The organism is Paraburkholderia aspalathi, assembly GCF_900116445.1.
In the GTDB taxonomy this organism is placed as follows: Bacteria; Pseudomonadota; Gammaproteobacteria; order Burkholderiales; family Burkholderiaceae; genus Paraburkholderia; species Paraburkholderia aspalathi.
Map to the genome: position 1 here is coordinate 101378 of NZ_FPBH01000026.1, position 13214 is coordinate 114591.

Sequence of the window (13214 nt, forward strand, 5' to 3'; positions counted from 1 at the left end):
GCCGGCGGGAGCGACACGCGATGATTACCTACACGTCGATCATAGGCAGTGCGGCCGAACCGCGCATTGCCGACCTGTTGCACTCGCTCGAGCATCACGGGCGGGTGGATTATGTGACGCTCGCCGCCGACGATATCAAGCGGCACCGCCTGCGCGCGCGCACTCAGCGCGGCGATGAGTGCGGCATCGCGCTCGATCGCGATATGCATCTGTTCGACGGCGCGGTGCTGCGGCTCGACCGCGACGCCGCGCTTGTCGTGCGCACCGAGGACACGCGCTGGCTGCGGCTTGCACCACGCGACGCGGCGGCGGCGCTCGAACTCGGCTACTTCGCGGGCAATATGCACTGGAAGGTGCGTTTCGGTCGAGGCGCACTGGAAATCGCGGTGAAAGGCGCGCTCGACGACTATCTGCAAAGACTCGCGCCCATGCTGGCGGATCAACGTATTCGCCTCGCGAACGAGGTGTCTGACGGCAGGGAGCATCACCATGTCTGACCTGTCCTCCGCCCGGGCAACCGGCGCAAACCATGGCATCACGGCGTGCCCCGTCAGCCTGCTTGCCAGCTTGCAACAGTCGGACAGCTTCTTTCCGGGCGGCACGATGGCTTTCTCGTGGGGTCTCGAAGGCCTCATGCGTGACGCGCTTGTCACCGACGCTGCAACGCTGTTTGCATTCGTCGAGTCGCAGGCACTGTCGCGCTGGGCCAGTCTGGATCAGGGACTTGTGTGCGCCGCCTGGCGTGCCGGGGATTCGTTCGACGCATGGCGTGAGGTCGATGCCCTCGCCGAGGCTACCGCCTTGGCGCCGGCCCTGCGCAATGGCTCGCGTCGGCTCGGGCGCACGCTCGCCGATGTGCACGCGCGGCTCGGCTCGGAAACCGCGAGCCGGATCCGCGAGGCCATCGTGGATGACCGCACACGTGGCCATCTCGCCGCCGTTCAAGGCGCCATATGGCGAAGCCTGCACATCGATGAGAACGAGGCGCGCGCCATCTCCGCGCACATGACCTGTACCGGCGCGGTGAGTTCAGCCGTGCGCCTCGGCATCGTCGGGCATCTCGACGCGCAGCGTGTGCTCGCGCTCCTGCGCGCGCCGCTTGCACAAGTCCTCGCTCAGCCGGCGCCGCCTCTCGACGACCTGCATGCCACCACCTTCGCGGCCGACATTGCCGCGCTGCGCAGCCAGACCCACGATGCGCGGCTCTTTGCCAACTGACAGGAAGGAAGACCGCGATGCTGCTGACCCCGACCGAATACGAGCGCCTGACACTCTTCACCGCCGCGCAACTCGCCCGCCGTCATCGCGACAAGGGCCTGAAGCTCAATCATCCGGAAGCCGTCGCGCTGATCGCCGATGAGATTCTGGAGGGCGCGCGCGAAGGCCGCAGCGTGGCCGATCTGATCGCGTACGGATCGACGCTGCTTTGCGAGGACGATGTACTGCCCGGCGTCGCCGATCTGGTACCGATGCTGCAGGTGGAAGGCTCGTTTCCCGATGGCACCAAGCTCGTCACCGTGCATCAACCGATCCGGCCCGGCATGCACGCAAGCGCCGCCGACGCCGTGGTCCCCGGCGAAATCCTCGCCGCGGAAGGCGAGATCGAACTGAACGCAGGCCGCGTTCGCACCACCGTGCGTGCCGTCAACACGGGCGACCGGCCCATTCAGGTGGGCAGTCATTTCCACTTCTTCGAAGTCAATCGTGCGCTGCGCTTCGACCGTGCCACCGCGTTCGGCATGCGGCTCGATATCCCGGCAGGCACGGCCGTGCGCTTCGAGCCCGGCGATGCGAAGGACGTAACGCTGGTCGCCTTCGGTGGCACACAGGAGATTTTCGGTCTCAATGGTTTGACCGACGGTGCGCTCGACGACCCCGGCCGCCGCGAGGCGGCCATCGCACGCGCCGCACAGCGCGGCTTCGAAGGAGCCTGAATGGTTACGATGACACGCAAGGCCTACGCCGAGATGTTCGGCCCGACCACCGGCGACGCAGTGCGGCTAGGCGACACGTCGCTTCTCGCCGAGATCGAGCACGACTATGCGGTGCCGGGTGACGAATGCCTGCACGGGGGCGGCAAGACGCTGCGCGACGGCATGGGCCTGAAGGCCGGACACGACAGCGCAGACGGCGCACTCGACATGCTGATCTGCAACGCGACGATCATCGATCCGGTGCTCGGCATCGTGAAAGGCGACATCGGCGTCAAAGACGGCCGGATCGTGGCGATCGGCAAGGCGGGCAATCCACAGGTGATGGACGGCGTCGATCCGCGCCTCGTGTGCGGCGTCGCAACGACCGTCAAGGACGCCGAGGGGCTGATCGCCACCCCAGGCGGCATCGACGTCCACGTGCATTTCGATTCGGCGCAGCTCTGCGAACACGCGCTCGCCTCCGGCCTCACCACGTTGATTGGCGGTTCGCTTGGCCCCATCACGGTCGGCATCGATTGCGGCGGCGAGTGGAACGTGGGGCGCATGATGCAGGCCTCCGAGCAGTGGCCACTCAACTTCGGTTTTCTCGGGCGCGGCAACTCGAGCAAGCCGGGCTCGCTCATCGGCCAGCTACGGGGCGGCTGCCTCGGGCTGAAGATTCACGAAGACTGGGGCGCCATGCCCGCGGTGATCGACACGTGTCTGACGGTCGCCGATGAATACGATTTTCAGGTGCAACTGCATAGCGACACGTTGAACGAGTCCGGCTTTCTCGAAGACACCGTTGCGGCGATGAAGGACCGCACGATCCACATGTACCACACCGAAGGCGCGGGCGGCGGCCATGCGCCCGACATCATCGCGGTGGCGGGACGTATGAACTGCCTGCCCTCGTCAACCAATCCGACCAATCCGTACACCGTGAACACCTTCGATGAGCATCTCGACATGATCATGGTGTGTCACCACCTGAACCCGGCGGTGCCCGAAGACGTCGCGTTCGCTGAATCGCGCATCCGCGCGCAGACGATTTCCGCCGAAGACGTATTGCACGATCTCGGGGCGATCTCGATGCTCGGTTCGGACAGCCAGGGGATGGGGCGTATCAATGAGGTGATCTGCCGGACCTGGCAGCTGGCCTCGCAGATGAAGGACCAACGCGGGCGTCTTTCAAGCGAGCGCACGGCGCGCGGCGACAACGAGCGGATCAGGCGCTACATCGCAAAGTACACGATCAACGCCGCGCGCACCTTCGGTATTGCCGACACGGTCGGATCGCTCGAAGACGGCAAGCTCGCCGACATCGTGCTGTGGCGGCCCGCGTTCTTCGGCATCAAGCCCGAGGTCGTGATCAAGGGTGGCTTCATTGCGTGGGGGGCGATGGGTGATTCGGCAGCATCGCTCATGACCTGTGAGCCGCTTGCGATGCGTCCGCAATGGGGGGCATTCGGACGCGCGCCCGCCTCGCTCGCGGTCAACTTCGTGAATCCGCTTGCGCTCGGCGCCGATTTGCACGGCCGGCTAGGCATCATGCGCAGGCTGGTCGGCGCACATGGCACACGAAGCCTTAGCAAGCGCGACATGCTGCATAACGACGCGTGTCCGTCCATCTCCGTCAATGCGCAGACGTTCGAAGTGTCGGTGGACGGCCAGGTGATCCGCTGCGACCCCGCACGCGAAGTGCCGCTTAGCCGGCGTTACATGTTGCGTTAGCGGCATCGGACGCGATAGAGGAGTGTTTTCGATGAGCACCGATTCTGATTTATCCGGCGGCATGCAGCTTGCAACGAATCCCTTTGAGAACGCCGCGCGGTCTACTGTGCATGCCGCACGTGCGGCCCGCGTCGGCATAGGCGGTCCAGTGGGATCGGGCAAAACGCGCCTGCTCGAGCAGTTGATTCCGCGTTTCGCCGCACGCGGGATCGACCTCGCGGTGATCACCAACGATCTCGTCACGCGCGAAGACGCCGAACGCGTGCGTCGCAGCGGCCTGATCGATCCGGCACGCGTGCTGGCCGTCGAAACGGGCGCGTGTCCGCACACTGCGATCCGCGAAGACCCGACCCTCAACCTGCAGGCGGCCGACGAACTGGACGCGCGTTACCCCGGCTTGCGGCTGGTACTGATCGAATCGGGCGGTGACAATCTCGCGTCGTCGTTCTCGCTCGATCTGGTCGACTACTGGATCTTCGTCATCGACGTCGCGGCCGGTGACGACATCCCACGCAAACGCGGCCTCGGTGTGCTGTCCTGCGATCTGCTCGTGATCAACAAGTTCGACCTCGCGCCTCACGTGGGTGTCGATCTGCAACGGATGGTCAGCGAGGCGCGCGAAGTGCGCGGCGAGCGGCCCGTGCTGTTGACCAACTGCGCAACAGGCGACGGGGTCGATGCGGTGGCCGATGCCATTATCGAGAACGTGCTCTTCGATGCGCTCTGAAACACTGCCCGATCACGCCGGCGCGGGCGCTTGCACGACGGCCGGCATGGGTGCCGGCTTGTGCGCTCCTGGCGCCCTTGCAGCGGTCCACGGCCATGCGGATGCCGCGCAACTCGATCTGTGTTTCGAACGCGCACCGTCCGGAAAGACGTGGCTCTCGCGGCAACGCAGCGGTTATCCGTTCCATGTCGGCCGTATCTTGCCGGTAACACGGTGTATCGATCGTGCGCCGGCCTCGGATGCGACAGCGGAAGTGATCGTGCAGTCTTCATCGGGCGGCCTGTTCGAGGGCGACCGCGTGTTTCAGCGCTTCGTGGCGATGCCGCGCGCGCAAGCTGCCATTCGCACAGCGGCAGCAACCATCGTGCATACGATGACACACGGCATCGCGCATTCGCGGGTCGCCATTGAAGCGCATCCGCAATCGCGATTCGACTATCTGCCGCAGCCGACCATCCTGTTTCCCGCCGCCCGGCTTGTGAGCACCATCGATGTCGTGTTGCATGGCGGCGCGACGGTTCTCATCGCCGATACGTGGCTCACTCACGACCCCACGCGTCGCACCGCGGGCTTCGGCATGCTGGATGCGACCATCAACATACACAACGCCGACGCACAACTGCTGGCGCGCGACCGTTTTCGCCTCGCGCCTGGCGCATCACGCGGTTCGCTCTCCGGCGTGCGCCAGATGTATGGCGCGCACGGCGGCCTGCTCGTGCTCAGGCTCGACGACGGCGATGCAGGCAGCGAAGCACTGGCGCACGCCATCAACGCAGCCCTTCAGACACTCGACATGCCGCTCACAACGGCCTATGCCGCAGCCGGTGTGCTGCCGGGCGCGTGCGGCACGTTCGTCAGGATGCTGGCCGCCGACAGCGTCGCGTTGCGCGCGATCTTTTCCACCGCCGTCGAGGCTGTCCATCGGACGCTCGACGGTGTCCACGAAGGGGCGCCGCGCGCGTCCCATTCGTCCCAAAACCGCAACCGAGGGGTATGCCCGTGACACTGCGCCGTCCGTCCAAAACCGATCTGATTGAAATCAGCCGAGCCCGTCATCTGTCTCTGACCGAAGTCGAACTCGACGAGTACTACGAACTCGTCTGCGAAAACCTGTCGCTTTACGACACGCTCGATCAGTATTCCGAACCTGCATTCGACGTCCTGCCGGCGGTGCGTGTCGCGGGCACGCGTCCGGCCCCGCACGACGATCCGCTCAACGCAGTGGTGCGCAACTGCTCGGTGCATCTGCCCGGCGCGCAGGGGCGGCTCTCCGGGAAAACCGTCGGGCTCAAGGATACGATCAGCGTCGCCGGCATTCCAATGTCGTGCGCGTCGCGCCTGCTGTACGACTACGTGCCCGAGCGTGACGCAACCATCGTGAAGCGGCTGCTCGCCGACGGCGCGCACATCACCGCGATTCTCAACACCGACGACTTCGCGTTTTCGGGCGGCGGCCACACGAGCACTTACGGCCCTACTCTCAACGCAGCGAACCCGGCGCATCTCGCGGGCGGCTCGTCATGCGGCTCGGCCGCGGCGGTTGCCAGCGGTCTGGTCGATCTCGCGATCGGCGGCGATCAGGGTGGCTCGATCCGGATTCCGTCGTCGTGGTCGGGCACCGTCGGCCACAAACCGACGCACGGCCTCGTGCCGTATACAGGCATCGTCGGCTTCGACCTGACGATCGACCATATCGGTCCGATGACGCGTACCGTCAGCGATGCCGCCCTGCTGCTCTCGGTCATCGCCGGGCTCGACGATGCCGACGCCGACCCGCGTCAGACGAAACCCGTTGAAAAGTGCGACTACACGCGTGCGCTGACGGGCAGCATTCATGGCCTGAAGATCGCAGTCGTGTCGGAAGGATTCGGCTCGGAGGAAGCGCTGCCTGAAGTCGACGAAGCCGTACGCGTTGCGGTGCAGGCGCTGACGCGTCTCGGCGCGACGGTCGACACGATCTCCGTGCCGGAACATCGGATGGTCGTGCCCGTGTGGAACGCGGTCGCAATCGAGGGAGGCGTCGCCAATTTCTATGCGGGGCATCACGCCTACCAGAACAAAGGGCTCTACGACCCACGCCTGATGTCAGCGATGGGACGCGGCATCAAGACTCACGGCGGCGACTTCTCGCCGACGGCCAAGATGGGTGTCCTCGTCGCCGCATACATGACGGACTACTACCAAGGCGTGTTTTATGCTCGTGCCCGCAATCTGGCGCGCCAACTGAACGCTGCGTACGAACGCGTGTTCGGTACGTACGATCTCGTCGTCATGCCGACTACGCCGCAGACGGCGCATGCGCGGCTTGCCGGTCAGGAGACCGATCGCAAGACCTTTGTGAGGCAAGCGCTCAACATGTGCGCCAATACAGCCGCGTTCGATCTGACGGGTCATCCTTCGATTTCGGTGCCATGCAAAGCGGTGGATGGTTTGCCCGTGGGTCTGATGATCACGGGGCGGCATTTCGCCGATGCCACCGTACTACGGGCTGCGCATGCCTACGAGCAGGGGGGCGCATGACGAGACCGCAACTCGCGCCGGCCGGCGCACCGCTGGATGCGTGGCGCGTCACGCAGGAGCCGTGGTATGAACCGGTCGACCATGAACTGGCGTGGTTCGAAGCGGCTTACCATGCACGGCTGCCGATCATGCTCAAAGGACCGACCGGCTGCGGCAAGACGCGCCTGGTCGAACACATGGCGTGGCGGCTGAAACGCCCGCTCGTGACCATTGCCTGTCACGAGGACATGAACGCAGGCGATCTCGTCGGGCGCTACCTGCTCGACGGCAACGGTACCTACTGGCAAGACGGGCCGCTCACGAACGCCGTCAGGCATGGCGCGATCTGCTACCTCGATGAAGTGGTCGAAGCCCGTCAGGATACGACCGTTGTCATCCATCCGCTCACCGATTCGCGCCGCATTCTGCCGATCGACAAAAGCGGCGAGCTGATTACCGCGCATCCGGATTTCACCCTGGTGATTTCGTTCAATCCGCACTATCAGCATGTATCGAAAAATCTGAAACCGTCGACACGTCAGCGCTTTGTCGCGCTCGACCTCGGCTGGCCGGGTGCGCAGACGGAAGCCGCAATCGTCGCGCATGAAGGCAATGTGCCGCACGACGTGGCTGAAAAGCTCGTGACAATTGCGGCGCGGACCCGCGTACTCGACGATCCCGCCTTGCCGGAGGGGGCTTCGACGCGCATGCTGATCTACGCTGCGACGTTGATTGCACACGGAATGGATGCACTGGCCGCGTGCCGGATCGGCATCATCCAGCCGCTCAGCGACGACGCCGATCTGTGCGCCGCGCTGACGGCAATCGCCAGTGGCGTGTTCGGATGAACGCCGGTACGGCGGTAGCAGCGAGCCCTGGCATCGACGAGGGACCCTGTGCGATCGCAACGCGTGAGGTCTTTCCGTTCACGCGCTTCGAGCGGACGCTCGGTTTGTATCTGCGCGCGGCGTGGCAAATAAGCACTCCCGTGCAGGCGCTCGCGCGCAGCGAACAGACAGTCGCCGCACGACCATGTCCGATCGTGACGGGCACCGCGCTGATGTTGCCGCGTGAGTATGAGGCCGATAGTCCGGACGACTCACGCCGCTTCTACCTGGCGTGTGCGGCACATGCGGCAGCCCATCTGACTTATTCGACAGTGCGTTTCGATCCCGCCAGACTGCGGCCGCTGCAGTTGACGCTGGTTGGTGTGATCGAGGACGCACGGGTCGAACGGCTCGCGATTGCGCGCTATCCGGGACTGCGGCGCTGGTGGCTGCCGTTTCATCGAACGGGCTCAGAAAGCAGCGGCACCGCGGCCGCTTTGATCGCGAGACTTGCGCGCGGTCTGCTCGACCCTGGCTATGTCGATCGCGACGGTTGGGTCATAAAGGGTCGCACGCTATTCGAAGCGGCGTTCAGCAGAACCGCTGGTACGGACGCGGGTATCTCACGCCATCTGGGCAACTTGCTGGGCAACGACCTCGGGCAGATGCGGATCCAGTTCAACGCGAAGACTTACACCCCAGCCGCCATCTATCGTGACGACAACAGCGGATTGTGGGACTTGCCGCCGACAGCGGTCGCGCCGGTATCCGGCGATGTCGCGCCCGAGCGCAATGTTGCGCCACAGGAAAGCGAGGGAGTCGGCGAGATTCCACCAGATCAGCCAACGCCGCCCAGGCGGATTGCGGATAGACCCGGAGACACGCCGGCAGCCGCTGCCCCACACGATGAAGAACTGCCCACACGCGTCGTATCTTTGCACCGCTATCCGGAGTGGGACTACGTGATTCGACGCTATCGCAGCGATTGGTGCAGCGTCGAGTCATTGAGTCTGGATACCGCTTCGCCAGACTGCCCTGCCCTTCACGATTACGCCGCGCCGGCACGGCGCGTCAGGGCGGTGCTCAATACGACACGGCAGCACGCCGTCACGGGCAGGACGCGCGAGTTCGAAGGCGATCTGCTTGATCTCGATGCATGTATCGCGGGTCGCATTGATGCCCTGCGCGGCGAGCGGGACCGCTTCAAAGGCTTCGTGGCGCCCCGCCGCGAGGCGCGCGGTGTGCCGCTCGCGATACTGCTCGACCTCTCGGCATCGAACGCGTTCGACGGGCGCATCGATACCGTGCTGGACGTCGCGCGCGTACTTGGGCAAGCGCTGCGCACGGGCGATCGACCTTATGCGATGTACGGCTTTCATTCCGAGGGGCGGCAACGGGTGCGCTTTCACGTGTTCAAGGATTTCGACGAGGCGTGGAGCGCGTCGACCGAGGCCTATATTGCGCGGATTCGTCCAGGGCTTTCCACCCGCTTTGGTGCTGCGCTTCGGCATGCCGGTGCGCGGGTGAGCCACGAAGCCGCGCGTATAGGCTTGTCCAGGGCCAGCTTGTTGACCGTGTCCGATTGCGTTCCGTTTGATATCGATGTCTTCGATCCTCGCTATTTGCGCGAAGACACGCGGCGGGCATTGAACGAGCTCGCTGTGCGCGGGATCGAATGCGGGTGTCTGGCTCTTGATCCGCAGACGCTTGAGGATGCGAAAGCGCTATTCGGCCGACGCCGGGTTGCGCCTCTCAGTGACCTGCGTGGTTTGCCATCGGCGCTGGTCGCGGTTGCTTCACGATAAGAATGGCTAGGCGAGCGAGTCCAGAGGAACCGTCAGGTTGTTGGTGCGGGCACGTAAGAGCCGACCGTGGTGTGAGAGCAACCGTGGGGGCAAAATCCACCCCAAAACGAAAAAGGCCTCACAAGCGTTGCTTGTAAGGCCTTGATTTCTTTGGTCGGGGCGAGAGGATTTGAACCTCCGACCACCTGCACCCCATGCAGGTACGCTACCAGGCTGCGCTACGCCCCGAACAGCTAAAAATTATAACAGACACTTCAATCGATTAGAACCGCTCTGCGCTAACAAAGAAAACTAGTGACCCAACAGGTCGATCACATGCAGCAATTCCTTGCGCAACTGCTCCACATCTACCGCAGCCGTTGCGGCGGCCGGAACCGCCGCGCCCTCGCCTTCCTCGACCAGGTCAGCCGGTCCACCCTGCGCACCGCCGCCATGCGAATCGAGCCGATTGCGTGCACCGTTGATCGTAAAGCCCTGCTCGTACAGCAACTCACGAATCCGCCGGATCAACAGCACCTCATGATGCTGATAGTACCGACGATTGCCGCGCCGTTTGACCGGCCTCAACTGCGTGAACTCCTGTTCCCAATAGCGCAGCACATGCGGTTTCACGCCGCATAGTTCGCTGACCTCACCAATCGTGAAGTAGCGCTTCGCCGGAATCGGAGGCAAGACGACTTTTTCGATCGTCGCTGTCATCGTCAGTTAGCCGTCGTGGTGGGTTGCGCAGGGACGCGCCAGTCGATCAGCGCGCGAAGCTCGCTTCAGCGCCGTTCTCGACCAACGCTTTCAGCTTTTGACTTGCATGGAACGTCACAACGCGGCGCGCGGCGATCGGAATCGCCTCGCCGGTCTTCGGGTTTCTGCCGGGACGCTGGGGTTTGTCGCGCAACTGGAAGTTGCCGAACCCCGACAGCTTCACGCTATCGCCACTCTCCAGCGCATCGCGGATCACCTCGAAGAATGCTTCGACCATGTCTTTCGCTTCCCGCTTGTTGAGCCCGACATTGTCGAACAGCAACTCGGCAAGTTCAGCCTTGGTAAGCGTCGGCGTTTCGGAGGAAACGGCCGCGGGTGATGTCGGAATATCGCGAATCATGGCGCTGCGTTGCGCCGTAAGAAGGGCTTCGAAATCACTCGAGTTCATTTCATTCATATCTATCAAATGGCGCGCCAAGCAGAAACGGAGGTTGCGAAAAAATGCCGTGCAAATGTTAAATGCGGGTTATCCACGCAACCGTGCGCCATATACTCGAGCCAGACGTTCCACCAGAGTTTGAATGGCCAGATCGACCGTTTCATCCTGAAGGGTCCCGCCAGTATCTTGCAAGGTCACACGGAACGCAAGGCTTTTCTCGTGAGCAGCCAAGCCACCGGAAGTGTTTGATTTTGGACGGAATTCGTCGAAAAGCACAACCTTCTGAACAGTCTTGCAGGCCTCTTCGGACTGAGCCTTCTGGAGCTCGTCCAGCAGCGCCTGCACCTCGATTTTCTGATCGACAACCACCGCGATATCGCGACGCACCGGCGGGAATTTAGACACATCCGCCGGAGTCGGCAATACGCGCTGCATTAATGCTTCCGATTCGATTTCAAACAGAATCGGCGCATGCGGCAAATCATATTTCTGCATCCAGCGCGGATGCAATTCACCAATCCAGCCCACTGCGCGGCCATTCAGTTCAATACGCGCGCTGCGGCCCGGATGCAATGCCGGATGCTCCGCTTTCACGAAGCGCGCCACTGCCGGCGCGAGCACGGCTTCCAGATCGCCCTTCACGTCGAAGTAGTCGACTGTGCGCGTTTGCGCGCCCCACTGCTCTTCGAGCACGGGACCGTAGGCCAGGCCGCCGATCATCTTCGGCTGCGCGAAACCCTCGACGGTCAATTCACCTGCCTTGATCGACGGATCGTGCAGGAACACGCGGCCGGCTTCGAACACGCGCACGCGATCGGCCGCGCGACGGTTCAGGTTCGTGCGCAGGACCTCGATCAGGCTGCCGAACAGCGTGGTGCGCATGACCGACAACTGGCTCGCAATCGGATTCAACAGACGAACAGGCTTGTCGTTGCCGGCGAAGTCCGACTCCCACTCGGCATCCACAAAGCTGAAGTTGACTGTTTCTGCGTAATCGCGTGCGGCGAGTGCATGACGGATAACGTGAATCGAGCGCTGCGTTTCGTTGGTCGGCAGCATCTCGCTGGTCGCGACCGGCGGACGTGCAGGGATCTTTTCGAAGCCGTAGATACGCGCGACTTCTTCGATCAGGTCTTCTTCGATTTCGATATCGAAGCGGTACGACGGCGGGATCACCGAGAACGTATCGCCGTCGCGTTCGAACGTGAGGCCGAGGCGCGTGAAGATCTGCGCAATTTCGTCCACGTCGATCTTGATGCCGATGATGCGGTTCGCACGCGAGACACGCATCTTCACCGGCTCGCGCTTCGGCACGTTGACGATCTGATCGTCGACCGGTCCGGCTTCGCCACCGCAGATATCGAGGATCAGTTGCGTGATGCGTTCGATGTGTTCGACGGTGGTCGCGTAATCGACGCCACGTTCGAAACGATGGCCCGCATCGGTCGAGAAGTTGTACTTCCGCGAGCGGCCACGAATGCTATCCGGCCACCAGAATGCGGCTTCGAGATAGATGTTGGTGGTGTCGAGCGTGACGGCCGTGCTGTCGCCGCCCATGATGCCGGCGAGGCTTTCGATGTGCTGTTCGTCTGCGATCACGCCGACGGTTTCATCGAGTTCGACGGTGTTGCCGTTCAACAGCTTGAGCGTTTCGCCCTTGCGGCCCCAACGCACGTCCATGCCGCCGTGGATCTTGTCCAGATCGAACACGTGCGACGGACGCCCCAGTTCGAGCATCACATAGTTCGAGATGTCGACGAGTGCGGAAATGCTGCGCTGACCCGAACGCTCGAGACGCTGCACCATCCATTGCGGGGACTTCGCGCGCGCATTCACGCCGCGAATCACGCGACCCGAGAAGCGGCCGCACAGATCGGGCGCCGAGATTTTGACGGGCAACGTTTCGTTCAACTTGACTTCGACCGGCTTGATCTCGAGCGGACGCAGCGGCGCGCCGGTGATGGCCGATGTTTCGCGCGCCACGCCGAACACCGACAAGCAGTCCGCCTTGTTCGGCGTCAGCTTGATTTCGAAAACCGTGTCGTCGAGATTGAGCGTTTCGCGGATGTCCTGGCCGATCGGCGTAGCTTCCGGCAGGATCATCAGGCCGCTATGATCTTCCGAGAGCTTCAGTTCGCGTGCCGAGCACAGCATGCCCTGGCTTTCCACGCCGCGCAGCTTCGAGAGCTTGATCGCGAACGGCGTGCCGCCCTCTTCGGCCGGCGGCAGTTGCGCGCCAACCAGCGCGACCGGCACCTTGATGCCTGGCGCAACGTTCGGCGCACCACACACGATGTTCAGCGTCGCGCCCGTGCCGGCGTCGACCTGACACACGTTGAGCTTGTCCGCGTCCGGGTGCTTGACGACTTCCAGCACCTGGCCGACGACGATCTTCGAGGTCGGCGGCGCGGCCGGCCGCAGGTCTTCGACTTCGAGACCCGCCATCGTCAACGCGTGCGACAGCTCATCGGTCGTCAGTTGCGGATCGACAAAGGTTCTCAGCCAGGATTCCGGGAATTGCATGGTTCTGTGTACGTTCTGATCAGGTTAGGTCCAGGTCCGGCAGGCGGC

The 13214-nt window shown here is 63.4% G+C and carries 12 protein-coding genes and 1 tRNA gene; 9 read left to right on the forward strand and 4 right to left on the reverse strand.

Annotated features, from left to right (window positions below):
- Positions 1–20: 20 nt before the first annotated feature.
- Genes ureE through BM438_RS32105 form a run of 9 tightly spaced genes read left to right on the forward strand, consistent with a single transcriptional unit; the run spans position 21 to position 9505 of the window.
- A complete protein-coding gene (gene ureE / locus BM438_RS32065) occupies positions 21–497 on the forward strand; it encodes an urease accessory protein UreE (RefSeq protein ID WP_093643261.1) in 477 nt (158 codons plus the stop codon).
- Positions 490–1218 (forward strand): urease accessory protein UreF, encoded by a 729-nt coding sequence (locus BM438_RS32070; protein WP_093643265.1) that lies wholly within the window; start codon positions 490–492, stop codon positions 1216–1218. Before ureE ends, BM438_RS32070 begins: the two co-directional genes overlap by 8 nt.
- Before the next feature lie 17 nt (positions 1219–1235).
- Positions 1236–1934: an urease subunit beta gene (gene ureB, locus BM438_RS32075; protein WP_093643268.1), complete on the forward strand. Its 699-nt coding sequence runs from the start codon at positions 1236–1238 to the stop codon at positions 1932–1934.
- 9 nt (positions 1935–1943) lie between these two features.
- Positions 1944–3647: an urease subunit alpha gene (gene ureC / locus BM438_RS32080; protein WP_279630572.1), complete on the forward strand. Its 1704-nt coding sequence runs from the start codon at positions 1944–1946 to the stop codon at positions 3645–3647.
- A 31-nt stretch (positions 3648–3678) separates the two neighbouring features.
- Positions 3679–4374 (forward strand): urease accessory protein UreG, encoded by a 696-nt coding sequence (gene ureG / locus BM438_RS32085; RefSeq protein WP_244179510.1) that lies wholly within the window; start codon positions 3679–3681, stop codon positions 4372–4374.
- On the forward strand, positions 4364–5377 hold the full coding sequence (locus tag BM438_RS32090; RefSeq protein ID WP_167378497.1) for an urease accessory protein UreD: 1014 nt from the start codon (positions 4364–4366) through the stop codon (positions 5375–5377). The genes ureG and BM438_RS32090 overlap by 11 nt, the downstream gene beginning before the upstream one ends.
- Positions 5368–6894 (forward strand): amidase, encoded by a 1527-nt coding sequence (locus tag BM438_RS32095; protein ID WP_093643277.1) that lies wholly within the window; start codon positions 5368–5370, stop codon positions 6892–6894. The genes BM438_RS32090 and BM438_RS32095 overlap by 10 nt, the downstream gene beginning before the upstream one ends.
- Positions 6891–7721, forward strand: coding sequence for a CbbQ/NirQ/NorQ/GpvN family protein (locus BM438_RS32100; RefSeq protein ID WP_093643279.1), 831 nt, complete (start codon positions 6891–6893; stop codon positions 7719–7721). Before BM438_RS32095 ends, BM438_RS32100 begins: the two co-directional genes overlap by 4 nt.
- The gene (locus BM438_RS32105; RefSeq protein WP_093643282.1) at positions 7718–9505 is read left to right on the forward strand and encodes a nitric oxide reductase activation protein NorD; all 1788 of its coding nucleotides are present in this window, start codon (positions 7718–7720) and stop codon (positions 9503–9505) included. Before BM438_RS32100 ends, BM438_RS32105 begins: the two co-directional genes overlap by 4 nt.
- Positions 9506–9656: 151 nt before the next feature.
- Here the strand turns inward: BM438_RS32105 and BM438_RS32110 are convergent.
- The 4 genes from BM438_RS32110 to pheT all read right to left on the reverse strand — a co-directional run bounded on the left by BM438_RS32110 (position 9657) and on the right by pheT (position 13166).
- Positions 9657–9733: transfer RNA gene (locus BM438_RS32110), tRNA-Pro, on the reverse strand.
- Between the two features lie 63 nt (positions 9734–9796).
- A complete protein-coding gene (locus BM438_RS32115) occupies positions 9797–10204 on the reverse strand; it encodes a MerR family transcriptional regulator (RefSeq protein WP_093643284.1) in 408 nt (135 codons plus the stop codon).
- Between the two features lie 46 nt (positions 10205–10250).
- The gene (locus tag BM438_RS32120; protein WP_093643287.1) at positions 10251–10661 is read right to left on the reverse strand and encodes an integration host factor subunit alpha; all 411 of its coding nucleotides are present in this window, start codon (positions 10659–10661) and stop codon (positions 10251–10253) included.
- A gap of 69 nt (positions 10662–10730) precedes the next feature.
- The gene (pheT, locus tag BM438_RS32125; RefSeq protein WP_093643290.1) at positions 10731–13166 is read right to left on the reverse strand and encodes a phenylalanine--tRNA ligase subunit beta; all 2436 of its coding nucleotides are present in this window, start codon (positions 13164–13166) and stop codon (positions 10731–10733) included.
- Positions 13167–13214 lie beyond the last annotated feature (48 nt).